Origin of the sequence: Bombella dulcis (assembly GCF_026385505.1) — a bacterium.
GTDB lineage: Bacteria > Pseudomonadota > Alphaproteobacteria > Acetobacterales > Acetobacteraceae > Bombella > Bombella dulcis.
This window is the reverse complement of record NZ_JANIDV010000001.1, coordinates 98,634-116,304: the sequence shown is the minus strand read 5'-3', so window position 1 is coordinate 116,304 and position 17,671 is coordinate 98,634. Positions and strand designations below refer to the sequence as shown.

The window sequence follows — 17,671 nt, the reverse complement described above, 5'->3', positions numbered from 1 at the left end:
GTTCCCTCCCCGGGAGGCCAGTATCCTGATGAAAGCGTCAGACCAGCTCCCGGAGGTCTGACGCTTTTTTCGTGCCAGAAACTCCGCATGGCACAGGAACGCTCCCGTTCTGGCCTTGTGTGCCATCTTGATGAAAGACATTTCATGAATCAGAGGCCGCTTTGCGCTGGACGGTCATTAAAAAAATTTTTAGTGTCTTCTTTATGGGCAGGCTGCCCTGTCTCGCCCATAGTGGTTTCTCGGGGTCAAGGACCCCGCATGATGCGTCTTTAAGTCAGGAAACATAACGTATGGTCTTCCACCGTAACACTCTTCTGGAGCTCCTTGATGGCGTCCATACCTTTGAAGAAGAGGTATACCCGCAGAAAAAGGACCTGTTCCAGAGTCTGGCTTACGATCAGACCCCGCCAACCCTGTTCATCACTTGCGCCGACAGCCGCATCAGCCCCAGCCTGATCACCCAGACAGAGCCGGGCGAACTGTTCCTCATCCGCAATGTCGGCAATATCGTGCCAGCCTATGGCAATATGGTCGGGGCCGTGGCGTCCGCCATCGAATATGCCGTCGGTGCCCTCCGTGTGAAGAACATCATCGTCTGCGGCCACTCCAACTGCGGGGCCATGTCCGCCCTCATCAATCTGGCAACTGACCCGGAAAAACTGGCCGAGATTCCGACCGTCCGCCGCTGGCTGCATAATGCAGAAGCCGCTGCTGCCACCATCGCCGATCTTCGTGCCGAAGATGTCGGCCCCAAGGACGTGCGCGATCTGGCCGAAGCCAATGTCCGGTTACAGCTCACCCATCTGAAGACGCACCCGATTGTTGCCAAGGCTCTGTCCCGCAATGAACTGAACGTACAGGGCTGGTACTACGACATCCAGAATGGCCGGATGTATATTCTCAGCGATGAGAACAAGACGGAATATTCCGTCAAGGAAGCCATTGACCTCCTCAAAAAGGGCAGTCCTGCCACCAATGGCTGAACAGATACCGTCCCCGGTATGGAGGAACCGTCTGTCCCACGGGGCAGGCGGTTTTTTGTACCGTGTCTCTGCTGCGTGCCTGCTCCTCGGAATGCTCCTGTTTCTCCCCTCTGCTCAGGCATCGGAGAGCATCAAGCTGACAAGCTGGAACATGGACTGGCTGACGCTCCGCCCTGCCAATGACCATGCCCTTCCCGCCGACGCTCCCACACGCACGGCAGCCGATTTCGCCGCACTGCGCCAGCAGGCAGCCAGACTGCACAGCGATGTCCTCGCTTTCGAGGAAGTGGACAGCCTGGAGGCCGCCCGGCTCGTATTCCCTGAACAGGAGTATGACCTCTACATCACGCCTGATCATATTCTCCAGAAGGTCGGTCTGGCGGTCCGTCGGGATGCCAGCCTGACCGTGACACTCAACCCGGAAGTGACTGCCCTCAACATTCCCCAGCAGGGCCGTCATTACCCCCTGCGGGGTGGCATGGATGTGACCCTCCAGAAAGGGTCATCCCAGCTGAGACTGCTGGTCGTCCACCTGAAAACGGGGTGCTGGGCACAGCCGCTCACGGCAAAGAAACGGGCCTGCATCCTGCTCTATCAGCAGTTCCATGTCATTGAGGACTGGATCATGGACAGGCTGGATGACGGAACCCCCTTTGCCATTCTGGGCGACTTCAACCGCCGCCTGACACCAGCCGACCCTCTCATGCAGAGTTTGCAGGCCGATGCCAGCCTGACCCTGACCACGGCAGGCTTCACCAGCCCCTGCCGCCGTCATGGTGAGCTGTTCATCGACCACATACTGCTCGGGAACCGTGCCCGTGACTGGTTCATTCCGGGGAGTCTGCGGGTCATGACCTTCCGCAATGTCGGAAAAGGCCTGCCCCTTTCGGATCACTGCCCCGTCTCCGTACAGATGCGGCTTCCATGACATGAAGAAGCCCGGAAGGGTCTCCCCCCTCCGGGCTTCTTCATCTCTCCCTCAGGCCTGGCCTGCCATGCCGATCTGCTTGATGTCATGGAAGCTCAGGGCCTCATTCATTTCAATGGCCCGGTTCATCATGAAACCTGACCCTGCAAGGAAGACCGGGTCCCCATCCAGATCATCGGCCATAGCACTCCGGTTGAGAGCCTCGAACTGCTCCAGGGCCGCCTTGTTGCCTGTCACCCAGCGGGCCAGCGTGAAGGGCGTACTCTCGAACCCGACCGGCACATTATATTCCGCCTGAAGACGGGATTGCAGCACGTCCAGCTGGAGCGTACCAACCACGCCCACAATCGGTGGCGCACCATCCTGTGGACGGAAGAGCTGCACGACCCCTTCCTCCGCCAGCTCCACAAGAGCCTGACGCAGTTTCTTGGCCTTCATGGCGTCATCCAGCCGCACACGCCGCAGAATCTCGGGGGCGAAATGAGGCACGCCCGTAAAGCGCAGGTCTTCGCCATCCGTCAGCGTATCACCAATACGCAGGGTACCATGATTGGGAATCCCCACCACATCCCCGGCAAAGGCCTCTTCCACAAGCTGGCGATCCTGGGCGAAGAAGAACTGCGGCGTATGAAGGGCAAACTGCTTACCAATCCGGACATGCTTCAGCCGCATTCCACGGGTCAGCTTACCGGAACAGACACGGGCAAAAGCCATGCGGTCCCGGTGATTGGGGTCCATGTTCGCCTGAATCTTGAAGATCAGGGCCGTGACATTCTCTTCTGTCGCCTGCACTTCCCGTGTTTCGGAGGCCTGGGCACGAGGCGGCGGCCCGTAGGCGGCCAGGGCATCCAGCAGGTCTGTCACGCCAATCTCCTTCATGGCGGAGCCGAAGAAAACGGGGGTCAGATGCCCTTCATCAAAAAACTCTTTCTCGAAAGGCGGCAGGGCCATCTCGGCCAGCTCCACCTCTTCCCGCATCAGGGCCAGACGCTCATCATCTTCCGGCAGCTCTTCCTTGAGATGCAGGGACTTCGTGCGGATGTCATAAATGCCAGCAAACTTCGCGGCCCGCCCGACCGGCCATGTCGCTGGAGACACATCCAGAGCCAGAGCGTTTGAAATCTCATCCAGCAGGGCAAAACAGTCCTGCGCCTCACGGTCCATCTTGTTGATGAAGGTGACGATGGGAATATCCCGCAGGCGGCAGATTTCAAACAGCTTGCGTGTCCGGGCCTCGATGCCCTTGGCGGCATCAATCACCATCACCGCACAGTCCACCGCCGTCAGAGTCCGGTAGGTATCTTCAGAGAAGTCTTCATGGCCTGGCGTGTCCAGCAGGTTGAAAACACAGCCACCATAATTGAAAGTCATCACCGAGGTGACGACCGAAATGCCACGGTCCTTCTCAATGCTCATCCAGTCCGACCGGGTCCGCCGCCGCTCTCCCTTGGCCCGGACATTTCCGGCCATCTGGATGGCCCCGCCAGCCCGCAGGATGCGTTCCGTCAGTGTGGTCTTACCGGCATCAGGATGGGAAATGATGGCAAAGGTGCGCCGCCGGGGGATCTCCGCAGCGATGGTGGGGTCGGACATGTCAGCCTTCCTGAAGAGAGAGCATAAGAAACGGCAAACGCCGGACGGTAAAACCGCCCGGCGTCTCCATATACAGCCAGGGACCGTATCTTAGCGGGAGTAGAACTCGACCACCAGATTCGGTTCCATCTGCACCGGGTACGGCACATCGGAAAGCTGCGGAATACGGATGAAGGTGCCCTTCATCTGGCGATGATCCACCTCGATGTATTCCGGCACGTCACGCTCGCCGCTCTGGACGGCATCCAGAACGATGGCAAGCTGCTTGGACTTCTCACGCACCTCGATCACGTCGCCTTCCTTCACCAGGTAGGACGGGATGTTGACGCGCTTGCCGTTGACGAGCACATGACCGTGGCTGACGAACTGACGGGCAGCAAACGGGGTCATGGCGAACTTCAGACGGTAGATGACGGCATCCAGACGACGCTCCAGCAGACCGATCAGGTTCTCGGAGGTATCACCCTTGCGGCGCACGGCCTCATCATAATAGCGGCGGAACTGCTTCTCGCTGATGTTACCGTAGTAACCCTTCAGCTTCTGCTTGGCCATCAGCTGGATGGAGTAGTCAGACGGCTTCTGACGGCGACGCTGGCCGTGCTGACCCGGACCATATTCACGGCGGTTGACCGGAGACTTGGCGCGGCCCCACAGGTTGACGCCGAGACGGCGGTTGATCTTGTACTTGCTCTCAAGACGTTTTGACATCGGTTGAACCCGTATTCTCTCTCAGGCTGCCAGCCCTGCGTGACGGCCCTTTGTTGCACCGGTAGGCTCTCCCCCGCTCCATGCGGAACTGGAAGAACGGAACAGCCTGCGAACCTCATGGAATCCTGCGCCACAGCACGCATGATTCCGGCCAGACCATCCGACATTCCCGGCAATGTGACTGCCGTTACACGAGACCCCGGAGCCTGTCAAGAAAACGGGCCACCAGCAATCACGGCATAAAACAGCTTTAATCTCAGAACATCTTGGAAAAACCGGCCCATATCACCTATACCGCCATAATTCCCTTATCAGACTGGAGCACTCCCCCTTATGGAGCAGACCGAAACGGTTACAGGCCCACGCCTGACCCCACCTCATGGTGTTGCCCCCGCCATTGCAGCCCTCATGCTCGGCACCTTCACCATCGGTACGGGGGAGTTCGGCATGATGGGCATTCTGCCCGCCTTCTCCCATGCCCTGGGGGTCTCAGTCGGGCAGGCCAGTGCCGTCATTTCGGCCTATGCTCTGGGGGTCGTGGTGGGTGCGCCCGTCATGGCCATCGCCGGGGCGCATCTGTCCCGCCGTACCGTACTCCTGCTACTGCTCACCCTGTTCTGCATCGGCAATATCGGCACCATCCTGTTCTCGTCCCTGTTCCCCATTGAAGTCATGCGCTTCATCACGGGGCTGCCGCATGGTGCCTTTTTCGGCATCGCCGCCCTGACAGGGGCCTCCATGGTGGAACGGGCACGACGGGGACGGACCGTCAGCATGGTGCTGTCCGGCATCATGTTCTCCACGGTCATCGGCGCACCGCTCAGCACCTTCCTCTCCCAGTACATATCATGGGAGGTGATCTACGGTGCCCTTTCCGTTCTGGGACTGCTCTGCATTGCCGGTGTCGCCTTCCTCATCCCGTCCGACAGGCCCCGCAATAATGTGAATGCCATGTCGGAACTGGCAGCCTTCAGAAATCCCCATGTCCTGCTGACCCTGCTGACGGGGGCCATCGGTTTCGGCGGCATGTTCGGTGTCTATACCTTCCTCACCTCCGGGCTTGGACAGGTCACCCACCTCAATCACTGGATGATCACCTTCTATCAGGTCGTCTGGGGCTGCGGGATGGTGGCGGGCAACTCCTTCGGCGGAGCCATGATCGACCGGAACCTCGACCGCACCACCATCTTCAGTCTGGTGGCCAGTGTCATCTTCATGCTGGCTTTCTGGCTGTTCCTGCCCTCCAGCCTTGCCATGCTGGCCGTCTGCTTCCTGCTGCCTGCCGCCACGGTCATCCTCAGCCCGGCCATGCAGGCCCGCCTCATGGATGTGGCCGGTGACGCCCAGACACTGTCTGCCTCGCTGAACCACTCAGCCTTCAACATCGCCAACGCCCTGGGGGCATCCATGGGGGCCATGCTGGTGGAAAACGGCTTCGGCATCAGTGCCGTTGGCTGGGGCGGTGCCCTCCTCTCTGCGGGAGGACTGGTCATCTATTTCATCACGCTTCATGTGGCCCGCCGTCACACACCGTGAAACGAGCCGCATGAAAAGCCCCTGTCAGGGGACCTGACTGCTGGACACTGGAACAGGGGCTGGTGCCCCTTCCTCCAGTGATCCCTGAATGTCAGACAGGACGCTGCTGCTGCCCAGCGTACCGGCAGCATAGGCCAGAGACGCCGCCGCACTCAGCATCCCGTAATAGCTGTCCGACACGGACAGACGGGCATTGAGCAGGGTATTCTGGAGTTCCAGCATACGGGTCATCGTACCGTCACCGGACCGGTAGGCTGTCAGGGCGGCATCAAAGCCGGTCTGGCTGGCCTTCTGGAGGCTCAGGGCGGCCTGATAGGCCGTGATGCCCGTATGGAGCATGGCCTCCGCACTCACGATCGTCCGGACAGCATTGTTCTGCGTGTCCTGAAGAGCGGCACGGGCACTGTCTTCCCGTTCATGCGCCTGACGCAGACGGTTGCGGCGCAGCCCGCCATCATAGATGGGAACGGTAATCCCCGCCGTGATCAGGCTGCCGAACGTATGGACCCGGTCATTGATCGACGTCACGTTGACAAGCGGCAGATTACGGAAGCGGATGTCATCAAAATTGTACCCGACGTTACCGCTCATGAAAATCTGCGGCCTGTAACTGGCCCGTGCGCCCTCCACGGCACTTCTGGCCGCACGCAGGCTGGTATAGGCCGCCAGAACATCCGGCCGACGGGCCACGGCCTCATGCACCATCTCGTCACTCAGCCGGATGTCATCAACACGGATGTTCCGCCCGCTGTCCGTCTGGACATGCAGCGGCTGGGACGGGTTGAGACCGACAGCCGTCAGCAGCTCCAGCCGGTAGGTTTCCACGTCACCTTCCGTCCGTGCCAGCACCAGCTCGGCCTCCGCCACGGCCTGCTCGGCCTGTGACGTGTCAACGACCGTCCCCTCTCCGTTCTTCAGGTTGGCTTCTGCCGCACGGGAAATGGCATGGGCATTTTCAAGGGACTGCCGCACGAGCGACACGTTGTTCAGGGCTGCCGCATAGCGATAATAGGCCAGAGCCACCTGGTGGATGACCTTCTGATGTTCACCCGTGAACAGGATATTCTGCCCGATACTTTTCTGGGTTGCTTCCTCCATGACGGCACGACGCTTGCCGAAATCGAACAGAAGCCATTCCAGCCCCACCTGCTGGCGTTCCAGAGTGCCGTGAATGCGGGTATCCGTATTGACCTTTCCTCCTTCGGCCCGGAAGCGGTTATGAGGTTCCAGAATCCCGTAGCCCCCCATGGCCGTTGCCGTCAGGTGCGGCAGGTAGGCCGACCGGGCAATGCCGGTCTCTGCCGCACTCTCCCTGGCCGCATCCCATGCCTGCCGTGTGGAGGGATTGATGGACTGGGCCATGTCAATCAGGTCAGCCAGATTGTAGGAATGGTCCACCTGCACATTGCCTAGTGCCGCAGGCTGCGGCAGGACATGGTCCGATGAAAGACGGTAGCCGGCAGGCATCTTCAGGACACGACCGCCCTTCTGCCCCGGTGCAGCCTTCTCGTGTCCCTCGATGATGTGGCCATTTGCGTCAACCGGCGCATTCCACGGCCTGTCAGGGGCGGGTGGCATGTTCCGCATAGCTGTCGTCTGGCAGCCGCTCAGGGCACTGCTCCCCAACAGCATGGCGCAGACCAGAACAGCACGCCGTAACGACCTGTCTTCCTTCCGCTGCCTACAAAACCAACTTACAACGGAAATATCACTACATGATCGGGACGAACCAGTCTGCATGCCCTGTTCCTGTCTTTTTACCTGCCCCATGTCACTTTTCCTTAACAGGACATTCATCAGAAACTTCCCCCTTCTTTGAGGGAGGCCATCTCTTCACCCTTCAGAATTTGTCCCAATCGAATCACCTTTTTCTGATGGCTTTCCGCTACGTCTCCGAACAGGCTCCCCGCATTCGCAGCGGCCCGACGCAGGAACAGCACGTACTGCCGCATCCTGTGCTGAGTCGGACGCATGGAGACTGGTTCAATCATGGCCTGACGCAGCTGGCTCATGGCTCCACTGGCTGTTTCCTGCACCCGTGCTGCCTGAAGCAGGCGCTGATCATGATTCCAGCCCGTAACATCCTGCGCCAGCATACCATCAAGAGCCTTGAGTTTCTGCATGACCCCGCCCATCGCACTATGCGGCCAAAACAGGGTATGCACGACGTAGGTAATGGCCAGACCGATCAGAATACCGATGATACGGTCACGCGGCACTGTCAGGTCTGTCGTCGGGGCATACTTGGCCAGATCGGACAATGTAAAGGTCACGATAATCTGCAACCCAAGGTAAGAAATACGTTGATCGCCAGCCTTTACCCATGCCCCAATGAAAATGACCACCCCTATAACAAGCATGATCTCTGCCACGTCCGTCATATGCGGCATGAGCCATATGATAGTTCCCATAGCCATGCAGCAGCCCATCAGAGCACCGACAATACGTAGACGCTGCTTGTCCAGCACGGCCCCCATCGTCGGCAAGGAGACGATGAAGCAGGTAATGATGCATGTATGCACGCCCGGCCAGTTCAGCATCTTGTACGTAATGATAGCGATACAGACAGATACCGTGCCCTTAACGGCAAAACGGACATGCTCCGGGTCCGTGAAGGCACCGGGCAGGAAGAAGGCCGGCTTCTTCTTTGGTGCTACACCACTGAGCGGACCAGAAGGAAGCTGAGCCTCCTCGGCTGTCAGAGGCTGGTCCATCCTGTTCAGAAGGCGCTCCATCTCCTGCGCAACTTCTCCTGAACAGACCTGAAAGGTCCCCATCTCAGTCGGTCGACTATTTTCTTCGAAGCAGTCAGCCACTTCTCTCAGCCTCTGAGCCAGATAAGCACTATCTTCCTCAGAAATAGGTGCATTTGGCTTCAGGCAGCGCTCAACAAACTGTAACACACCAAAACTGTTCAAGGCAGCCCGACGCAAATAGGAAAGGTCTTCTGCACTCCAGCGCTGTTCCATGGCGGCAGCACCCAGCATGCCGAACATGCCACTTACACCTTCTCCAACAGTATCCATGACAGCATCCTGCCACGCCTGAGGAATGGCACGCCCTTCTCCACGACGTCCCAGACATTTTGCCGACAGACGCAGTCGCTCGATAATCTGATCCGTAAGGACATGCTCTGGCGATGGTGAAAAACAACTCCCCACAAAAGCAAGCATTCCCCCAATAATAAGGAACACACGCCATGCAGAAAGAATGAGGCGGGCGATACTGTCGCCACTCTGCACACTATCCAGTGCCACCAGCATGTAGGACAAAATCAGCCCGCCAATGACACTAATCATACCAAGGATACTTGTCGTGCTGAGATAGAAGAAAATAAAACTGAGTATGAGATTGAAAATGAGTGTTGCCAAAAAATTATTGATCGTTGTGGCAACACCCACATAGAGAACAGCTACCACCCCCGAGAAAAAGATGACGTACATGATGGAAATTTTCATGTTCGCCACCCTGTTCCCCTGCCACAACGCACCTAGCGTCAACGTAAGCAGGGTCAGCATGGGCAGCTGCCATATCTCGCCAATGATGACAAGCACCATACATACGATGGCCGTCCGCAAAGCGAGTGCCGTGCGCCCACGGGTTGGCCTCACGGCCAACCACCATAGACGCATGAAGGCATCATAATAGGGTTTAAGCATGACAGGCCGCACCATGGAGAATTTCCACGTTGGCCGTTGCCCCCAGTCTCAGAAGATGCTCAGGCGCATCGTTATCAACCTTGATACGCACGGGGAAACGCTGGGCGATATGCACCCAGTCCATCTGCCGCTCGACATAAGGCACACCACGGGGATTTTCCTTCATGTAATCGGTCAGCACACCCCGGCCCACACTCTCCACGACACCATGAATGGGATGGCTGCGGTCGATCATGGAATAGACCGTGGCGCAGGTTCCCGGACGGACCGCAGCCAGGTTGATTTCCCGGATCGGGGCCAGCGCATACCACTCATCCTTGGCGACGAGCGTGAACAGCTCCTGATTGGCCCCCAGAACCTCGCCTTCCTTCACGCTCAGGCTGGTCACGTAACCGGCTATGTTGGCCGTGACACGTGTCTGGCGCAGCTCGTAGCGAGCATGTTCAACCGCCACGGAAGCTTCCTGAAGGACCGCCTCGGCATGTTTCACGTCACCGACGGCAACCTGACTGGCCTGCTGTGCGTGCTGCGCTTCGGCCAACGCATCGACGGCGGAGTTGAACTTCGTCACGGCCTGGTCATAGACCTGCCATGACACATAATGCTGCTCGGCCAGAGGCTTGAGACGGGTCACCGTGCGCCATGCCAGGTCCTTCTCATCTTCCGCCTGATGCCTCTTGCGCTCGTTCGTAGCCGCATTGGCTATGCGGACAGCCAGCGCACGGCGGGCATCATTCAGGTCAGCCTGGGCCTGCGTCTGGCTGGCCTCAGCCCTGTGCAGGGCAATTTCATAAGGTTCCGGGTCGATCTGATAGAGCAGATCACCCTTATGTACGACCTGGTTCTCCTTGACGGCCAGAGTCTGCAACCGCCCGCCGACAAGAGCAGCGACATGCACACTCTCCGTATAGATGACCGCGCTATCACTATTGGGATGCTGGCCTGACTGGTGATCCACATAAAGGACGCCCAGGAAGGCAGACACCAGAGTGGCCATCGCAATCACACTCCCCAACGGGAAGCGACCTTTAATCCGTACTTTTTTCATGAAACAGCCTTATTGCCCGTAGAGAAGAATCCAAGCGAACAGCCCGAGCATCGTGCCCATGGAGAGATAGGTCACCAGATGGTAACGCAGCAAACCATCAACATGCAGGACCATGAATACCAGCCTCAACAGGGCGGCACTGACCCCACCTATGAACAGGCATATAAGCCAAGCTGGAAAATAGGCCCCAGCTAAAGGAAAGCTCGGCGCTCCAATACTAGCCCAACATTCTGAGGGGCCAAAAAGCAGAAATACGATCCACCACGGTGTCCCACCACCCCGGAGAGAGATCGCCCTAAGTAACTTCATGCATGCTCCTGTTCCAGCTACTGGGAAATATATGACCCCACGGAGCACGTTCCCGCACGACACGAGGGCGATGCTGCCACGGCAAGACATCTGAACAACTGGATCATATATGTATTTTAATGAGTTGGAATACCTGACCATACGAAATCACGTTCTATTCTTCAAATGAATTGAAAGCATCAGGAACCTTCCTTACTGCATACACGCAAGCCTCCAGATCGCCGGACCCGGCAGATAGTCATCATACGTGACCTTTTTAAGGCCCCCTGCCTGCCCGGCGATAAAGCAGTAGATAGAGCCGCGCCCCAAGCGCAAAAGCCGTTACGCCCAGCCCAGCGGCCAATCCGATCCACAACCCTTCCACCCCATACCCCCGATGAAAAGCAAGCCAATATCCCAGACCAATACCGACAACACCATAACTGATGATACTGATCATCATAGGAACAAACGTATCACCACAGCCCCTTAACGCCCCATTGCAGACAGCCTGAACCCCATCCACAATCTGGAAAATACCGGCGATCTTCAGCAGCAGAACAGTCATGCCAAAGGTTCCGACATCCGACGGGGTATCAGTATAATAAAGGCTGGCTATCCGGTCCGGCCGCAACATCAGCACGAGCCCTGTCAGAACAGTCCATGCCAACACCAGCAGCAGGGCACCGCTTGAGGCCCGACACGCCTCATCCTGCCGTTTGGCCCCCCGCCAGTAAGCCACCCGCACGTTCGCCGCCTGCCCGATGGCCAGACAGACCATGAAAAACAGGGAGACCGTGTTCAGGGCAACCTGATGGGCGGCCAGACTGCGTGTACCCAGCCGCCCCGCATTGAGCGTGGTGATCTGGAACAGCAGAAGCTCCGCCGCCGCCGTGATCATCATGGGCAGGCCCAGTACCAGAAGTTCCCTGATGAGCGGCCAGTGCACTCTCACGGGCTTCAGCAGCTCCCTCAGGCCGGGCCGCAGAAGGCAGAGCAGCAGCAGGACAAAGCTCATGGCCCACCCCGTCAGCATCGTGGCATGGGCGGACCCGAACAGCCCATAAGCTGGCAGACCGAACCAGCCATGAATCAGGGCCGCATTGAGTACCCCGTTGCACAGGGCCATGGCCGGCATCGTCCAGAGCAGCAGGGATTCCGCTCCCAGAGAGGGCAGGGCCACACGGCACAGCCCCAGAAACACCAGATTAGGCAGCAGGGCATAGAGCAGCACATTGATGAACTGCCCGCCCTGCCCGATCACCATGACCGGCTCCCCCATCAGGCCGAAGATGCGCCCTGAACAGAGCAGAAGGATCAGACAGGGCACGAAAGCCAGAAGGGACAGGACAACGCCTGCACTGATGATGCTGCGCCGGTCATGCCCGCCCTCATGCCCATGCTCCACCCCTCCACGGGAATGGGAGAGCAGCACGCCGACTCCACCCAGCACCGCCTGAAAGGAGATCATGGTCGTAAAGAAGAAATTGTTGGAAATCCCCCCTATGGCAACGGCATCCACGCCAAGACTGCCCAGCAGGACCGTGTCCGTCACCCCCATGGCCATCTCCGAAAGCTGGGACAGCGCAAGAGGCAGACCAACCTGAATCAGGGTACGGATGTGAGTGGACATCCCCACGACAGGGGCGGCATGTTTCATTCGTAATGTGGACATGCGTCTGTCTCTATCGCATATAACGCAGAGTGCAAGTCTTAAAGACTGAATTCCCTGTTGCACCAGACGCATCTCTGTCGCATTGAACAGGACATGAGCACGCAGCAGAGCAACACAGACATTCCCCCCGCCCAGCCCGGCCTGAGACTTCACAACAGCCATCAGCGCACGACTGTCCCCTTCACCCCCGATGACGCCGCCAATGTCCGCCTCTATTTCTGCGGACCGACCGTCTATGACAGGGTCCATCTCGGCAATCTGCGTTCCATGCTGAGCGCGGACGTGCTGGTCCGTCTGCTCCGTGCGCTCTATCCGCAAGTCACCTATGTCCGCAACATCACCGACATTGATGACAAGATCATCCAGCGGGCACGGGAAAATGGTGAAGAAATCACCAGCCTGACGGAACGCACCACACGGGACTTCCACGACGACCTCGCTGCGCTGAACATCCTGCCCCCCACCATTGAACCCCGGGCCACGCAGCACATTCCCGCCATGCTGGAGATGATCGGCCGTCTCATCGCACAGGGCCATGCTTACGAAGCTGACGGGCATGTCCTTTTCGATGTCACGTCATTCCCCGGCTATGGTGCCCTGTCCGGCCGCTCGCTGGAGGACATGCTGGCCGGTGCCCGTGTGGATGTGGCCGACTACAAGCGCAGCCCCGGCGATTTCGTCCTCTGGAAACCCTCCAGCGGGGATGAACCGGGCTGGGACAGCCCCTATGGCCGTGGCCGCCCCGGCTGGCACATTGAATGTTCCGCCATGGCCGAGCGTTATCTGGGGGAGAGTTTCGACATTCACGGTGGCGGAAATGACCTGCTCTTCCCACATCATGAGAATGAACGGGCACAGTCCCTCTGCTGCTACCCGCACGGCCATTTTGCCCGTCACTGGGTCCATACCGGGATGCTGCTTTCCGGTGGAGAGAAAATGTCCAAGTCACTGGGCAATTTCCACACCATCCATGAAGTGCTGGAACACACCCCGGCGGAAGGCCTGCGCCTGCTCTTCCTCGGGTCGCATTACCGCTCCACTCTGGATTTCACGTGGGAGAAGCTGGACGAAGCCCGCCGCATCATGGACCGCTTCTATCGGGCACTGGAAAAGACCCCACCCGCCGAAACGAAAACCATTCCGGCGGACGTGCTGAACGCCCTCTGTGACGACCTCAATACGCCACTGGCTCTCAGCGTCCTGCACCGTCATGCTGATGAGGCTCTGGACGGTCAGCAGGATGCCGCAGACCTGCTCCTGGAAGGAGGACAGCTTCTGGGCCTCTTCACCATGAGTCCGGCTGAGTGGTTCCAGGGCGGGACGGAGCTTGATCCTGCCGCCATTGAATCCCTGATCGAGCAGCGTCTGGCGGCCCGCAAGGCCCGTGATTTTGCCCTGGCAGACCAGATACGCAATGATCTGGCCGAAAAGGGCATCCTGCTGGAAGATGGTCCGGCCGGAACAACCTGGCGGAAAGGATGACAGACCCCATGACAGGCCGTAATGGCGGAGCCGATCTGGCCCCGCCCGCTCCCTTTGACCCCGTCGTCATTCTTGTCCGCCCCCAGCTGGCCGAAAATATCGGCACCACGGCACGGGCCATGGCCAATGGCGGGCTGTTCCATCTCCGCCTCGTCGCCCCACGGGATGGATGGCCACAGCCCCGTGCCTGGTATGCCTCCTCCGGGGCAGACCGCATCCTCGAGGAAGCCACGGTCTTTGAGACGGTCGATGATGCCATTGCCGACCTGCACCGTGTCTTCGCCACCTGCCCCCGCCCCCGCCATGTCATCAAGCCGGTCATGACGGCCCGTGGTGCTGCGGCAGAATTACGGGCCACCAGCAGCCGCCAGCTGAAAAGCGGCATCCTCTTCGGCCCGGAACGGGCAGGGCTGGACAATGAAGACATGGCCCGGGCCGACACGCTCATCCGCTACCCGCTGAATCCCCGCTTCATGTCGCTCAATCTGGCACAGGCCGTGCTGGTCATGGCCTATGAGTGGTATCTGACCGAAGATACCGTGCCGGAGCAGTATCTCATGACCAATGAGACGCATGTGGCAACCAAGGGCGAAGTCGAAAACTTCATGACCCACCTGCTGCGGGACCTCGATGAATGTGGCTTTCTGCATCATGAGCAGAAACGCCCGGGCATGATCCGCAATCTGCGCCACCTGTTCACCCGTGGTGAAGTCACGGAACAGGAATTGCGGACCCTGCATGGTGTCGTCAGCGAACTTTCCCGGGCACGGAAGATACGCCATACAAAAGAATGATGACTGCCCCGGAACGGTCACAGCCTGCGGGCATCATCAGCCTTTCTTCCCTCTTCTTCCTGCCGAGTCCCCATGCATCTGAAACTTCCTGATTCCCTCCTGAACCATGTCCTGCCACAGCAGCATGCGCCACGGAAAACCAGCATCCTGTCCCAGGACAATACCGTCAACATCATCTCCCGCAAGAAGACACAGGTCCGCCTGCTGGGAGACCTGTACCACAATTGCCTAACGATGGGATGGACGGCCTTTTTTGCCACGGTGACGGGCTTCTATCTGCTGCTCAACATACTATACAGCCTAGCCTATTATCTGGTGTCCGATGGCCTGAGCAACGTGAAAACAGGCCAGTTCTGGGGGGACTTCTTCTTCAGTGCCCAAACACTGTCCACCGTAGGTTATGGGTTCATCTACCCGCAGGGCTATCTCTCCAACGCCATTGCCTCAACAGAGATGCTGTCCGGCGTCATTTTCACCGCCATCGTCACGGGCATCGTGTTTGCCCGTTTTGCACGGCCGCAGGCGCAGGTCCTGTTCAGCAACGTGGCGACGATCTTTCAGGATGGTGACCATCTGCGGCTCAATTTCCGGCTGGGGAACCTGCGCAACACCCCGCTCATGAATGCCAGCATAGAAGCCATCCTCGCCCGGACCAAAAAGGACGACAACGGCAACAGCACGCTCCAACTGGACATCCTGCCCCTCTCTTTCAACCACGTCCCCATTTTCCCCGTCAGCCTATCCTTTGCGCACCATATTCTGGAAAGCAGCCCCCTTTACGGGCTGGATGCAGCGGCCCTCGAAGCTCAGCAGGCCACCATCTTCCTGGTCCTGACAGCAACCGATCCTGTCTCAGCGCAGGATGTCTTCGCCCAGCATGCCTACAAGGCTGAAGACCTGCTCTTCGGGGCACGTTTTGTCAGCCTGCTCAAGCCGTCAGATCAGGGGAAACTTGAAGTGGATTTCAGCCTGTTCCACACGACCTCGACCGACCCCCTGCCCGTCAAGGACGAAGAACCGATCGAGCTTAAAGCGGACACGGAAACACAGAAATAGACACCACGGGCAGGACCATCCCCATGTCGGGACCCGGTCCTGCCCATGTAAGTGCCGTCCTCTCAGTGCTGCGCTGCATCCTTCAGACGCTGCATCACCCGTTCCCGCCCCATGAGCGGCAGGAGGGCCGCCAGCTCCGGCCCGGACTCTTCACCCGTCAGGGCCAGACGCAGGGGAAGGAACAACTTCTTCCCCTTGCGGCCCGTTTCACGTTTCAGCGCATCCGTCCACTGCTTCCAGACAGTGGCATCCCACGGCCCTTCCGGCAGAAGGCGGGCAGCCTCACGAAAAAACTCAGCCTCTTCCGGCTGGGATGGAGCCACGATGTCACCTTTCACCACGGACCACCAGTGCGCAATCTCCACGGCCAGATCAATATTGCCACGGATGGCCAGCCAGAAGGCTTCGTCGGCTCCTTCCGGAAGCTGCGGACGTATCTCCTCGTAGGACATGCCATGCAGGACACGACGGTTCAGTCCCAGAAGCTGAGGTACATCAAATCGGGCCGCCGAACGGGACACATGACGAATGTCATAGCCCTGCACGATCGCCTCCATGCCGGACGCTGCCTCCGGGTCATCCGAACTGCCCAGACGGGCCAGATAGGCCACGAGGGCACGGGGTTCGACGCCGTCATTCCGTAATGTGGAAAGAGCCAGCCCGCCCAGACGTTTCGAGAGCTTTCCGCCATCCTGCCCCAGAAGGAGCGGCAGATGCCCGAAGGTAAAACGACCCTCTTTCGCGCCCAGAGCTTCCGCAATGTCGAGCTGCACGCCCGTATTGGTCACATGGTCCTCACCCCGCAGGATATGCGTGATGCCCATGTCGAGGTCATCAATCACGGAGGCCAGCGTGTAGAGAATGCTGCCATCCGCCCGCACCAGAACGGGATCAGAAACCGCCGTCAGCTTCACATGACAGTCACCCATCACGAGGTCCTGCCAGCGGCGTGTGGCACCACTCAGCCTGAAACGCCAGTAAGGCACCTTGCCGTTAGCTTCTGCCCGGGCACGCTGCTCGTCCGTCATTTTCAGCATGGCGCGGTCATAGAGGGGGGGCTTGCCCGCCCTCAGACGCTGCTCCCGCTTGTATTTCAGCTCCAGCTCACTCTCGAAACAGGGATAGAGCCGCCCCGTTTCCTTGAGATGCTCGATCACCTCCTCATAACGGGCCAGATGTTCGGACTGTCGGGCATACTCGTCCCAGTCCAGCCCCAGCCATGTCAGGTCCCGGCGGATGGCCTCTTCATAAGCCTTATTGCCACGCTGCGTATCCGTATCATCCATCCGCAGCAGGAACTGCCCCCCATGCCGCCGGGCGAACAGCCAGTTCGCCACCGCAAGACGGGCATTACCAACATGAAGATGCCCCGTTGGTGAAGGCGCAAAACGTACTTTCATACCGTATCTGTTCTCATTCTTTCCCGGGAGTCTGCTGACGGCGGCGGATGATCTCCGTCACGAAGGCATCGTCGTCATCTTCATCCTGACCATCCCCGTCAGGCGGACCGGCCAGCTCGTCATCACTGACGAGACGGCGGGGGTCCAGTGCCCGCCAGTCCCGTTCCATCGGCGTGGCCGGGCTGGAAACAAAATCATCCAGTTCCGTGCTCGATTTCCAGCCTTCTTCGCCCGCATCCACGACCTCGGCATTTTCACCGAAGGCAAACCAGCTCTGCAGCACGTCCCGGTCCGCTGCACCGGGGACACGGCACCGCTCGATGCTGTCCCGCACATAGGCACGGGCGAAGGCATTGGCATGGGCCAGATCAAGAAACCCCTTGACCTCCTCCACCACGTCATCATCGCCCTCGCTGGCACCGGACTGATCGAGAATACGGACGACCCAGCCCCTGTCCTCCTGCTTCACGGCTGCCTCAGCCTCTGCCTTTACGGCGTCTTCAGTGCTCTGGTCACTTCCT

At 58.9% G+C, this 17,671-nt stretch carries 15 protein-coding genes; 6 read left to right on the top strand and 9 right to left on the bottom strand.

All coding sequences use genetic code 11. From position 1 onward, the window contains the following. Positions 1 to 290: 290 nt before the first annotated feature. Together NQF87_RS00505 and NQF87_RS00500 are read left to right on the top strand one after the other, a co-directional pair. Positions 291 to 983 carry a carbonic anhydrase gene (locus tag NQF87_RS00505; protein WP_266126478.1) on the top strand — a complete coding sequence of 231 codons (693 nt, stop codon included), beginning with the start codon at positions 291 to 293 and terminating at the stop codon, positions 981 to 983. Beyond that, complete coding sequence (locus NQF87_RS00500; RefSeq protein WP_266126477.1) at positions 976 to 1,911, top strand: endonuclease/exonuclease/phosphatase family protein; 936 nt, start codon at positions 976 to 978, stop codon at positions 1,909 to 1,911. The genes NQF87_RS00505 and NQF87_RS00500 overlap by 8 nt, the downstream gene beginning before the upstream one ends. A 51-nt stretch (positions 1,912 to 1,962) precedes the next feature. On the opposite strand, the gene NQF87_RS00495 is transcribed toward NQF87_RS00500, so the two are convergent. Together NQF87_RS00495 and rpsD are read right to left on the bottom strand one after the other, a co-directional pair. Then, positions 1,963 to 3,504 (bottom strand): peptide chain release factor 3, encoded by a 1,542-nt coding sequence (locus NQF87_RS00495; protein ID WP_266126476.1) that lies wholly within the window; start codon positions 3,502 to 3,504, stop codon positions 1,963 to 1,965. A gap of 90 nt (positions 3,505 to 3,594) precedes the next feature. Then, entirely contained in the window at positions 3,595 to 4,212 is a 618-nt protein-coding gene (gene rpsD, locus NQF87_RS00490) for a 30S ribosomal protein S4 (RefSeq protein WP_266126475.1), read from the bottom strand. A 333-nt stretch (positions 4,213 to 4,545) separates the two neighbouring features. Between rpsD and NQF87_RS00485 the strand changes: the two genes are divergently transcribed. Then, on the top strand, positions 4,546 to 5,748 hold the full coding sequence (locus NQF87_RS00485; protein WP_266126474.1) for an MFS transporter: 1,203 nt from the start codon (positions 4,546 to 4,548) through the stop codon (positions 5,746 to 5,748). A 24-nt stretch (positions 5,749 to 5,772) separates the two neighbouring features. Here the strand turns inward: NQF87_RS00485 and NQF87_RS00480 are convergent, their stop codons facing one another. From NQF87_RS00480 to NQF87_RS00465, 5 genes are all read right to left on the bottom strand, one after another. Further along, complete coding sequence (locus tag NQF87_RS00480) at positions 5,773 to 7,518, bottom strand: TolC family protein (RefSeq protein WP_266126473.1); 1,746 nt, start codon at positions 7,516 to 7,518, stop codon at positions 5,773 to 5,775. 26 nt (positions 7,519 to 7,544) lie between these two features. Further along, positions 7,545 to 9,422, bottom strand: a complete 1,878-nt coding sequence (locus tag NQF87_RS00475) for an FUSC family protein (protein WP_266126472.1) — start codon at positions 9,420 to 9,422, stop codon at positions 7,545 to 7,547. Next, positions 9,400 to 10,455 carry a multidrug transporter subunit MdtN gene (gene mdtN, locus NQF87_RS00470; RefSeq protein WP_266126471.1) on the bottom strand — a complete coding sequence of 352 codons (1,056 nt, stop codon included), beginning with the start codon at positions 10,453 to 10,455 and terminating at the stop codon, positions 9,400 to 9,402. The genes NQF87_RS00475 and mdtN overlap by 23 nt, the downstream gene beginning before the upstream one ends. 9 nt (positions 10,456 to 10,464) lie before the next feature. Beyond that, on the bottom strand, positions 10,465 to 10,764 hold the full coding sequence (locus NQF87_RS08810) for a YtcA family lipoprotein (protein ID WP_407651974.1): 300 nt from the start codon (positions 10,762 to 10,764) through the stop codon (positions 10,465 to 10,467). A gap of 256 nt (positions 10,765 to 11,020) precedes the next feature. Then, on the bottom strand, positions 11,021 to 12,418 hold the full coding sequence (locus tag NQF87_RS00465) for an MATE family efflux transporter (RefSeq protein WP_266126470.1): 1,398 nt from the start codon (positions 12,416 to 12,418) through the stop codon (positions 11,021 to 11,023). Between the two features lie 93 nt (positions 12,419 to 12,511). Between NQF87_RS00465 and cysS the strand changes: the two genes are divergently transcribed. The 3 genes from cysS to NQF87_RS00450 all read left to right on the top strand — a co-directional run bounded on the left by cysS (position 12,512) and on the right by NQF87_RS00450 (position 15,750). Then, a complete protein-coding gene (gene cysS, locus NQF87_RS00460) occupies positions 12,512 to 13,900 on the top strand; it encodes a cysteine--tRNA ligase (protein ID WP_266126469.1) in 1,389 nt (462 codons plus the stop codon). Between the two features lie 8 nt (positions 13,901 to 13,908). Beyond that, positions 13,909 to 14,694 (top strand): RNA methyltransferase, encoded by a 786-nt coding sequence (locus NQF87_RS00455; protein WP_266126468.1) that lies wholly within the window; start codon positions 13,909 to 13,911, stop codon positions 14,692 to 14,694. A gap of 72 nt (positions 14,695 to 14,766) precedes the next feature. Further along, on the top strand, positions 14,767 to 15,750 hold the full coding sequence (locus NQF87_RS00450; RefSeq protein ID WP_266126467.1) for an ion channel: 984 nt from the start codon (positions 14,767 to 14,769) through the stop codon (positions 15,748 to 15,750). Positions 15,751 to 15,812: 62 nt separating this feature from the next. Here the strand turns inward: NQF87_RS00450 and gltX are convergent, their stop codons facing one another. Then, positions 15,813 to 17,150: a glutamate--tRNA ligase gene (gene gltX / locus NQF87_RS00445; protein ID WP_266126466.1), complete on the bottom strand. Its 1,338-nt coding sequence runs from the start codon at positions 17,148 to 17,150 to the stop codon at positions 15,813 to 15,815. Positions 17,151 to 17,163: 13 nt separating this feature from the next. Continuing rightward, positions 17,164 to 17,619 (bottom strand): hypothetical protein, encoded by a 456-nt coding sequence (locus NQF87_RS00440; protein WP_266127015.1) that lies wholly within the window; start codon positions 17,617 to 17,619, stop codon positions 17,164 to 17,166. Positions 17,620 to 17,671: the final 52 nt, after the last annotated feature.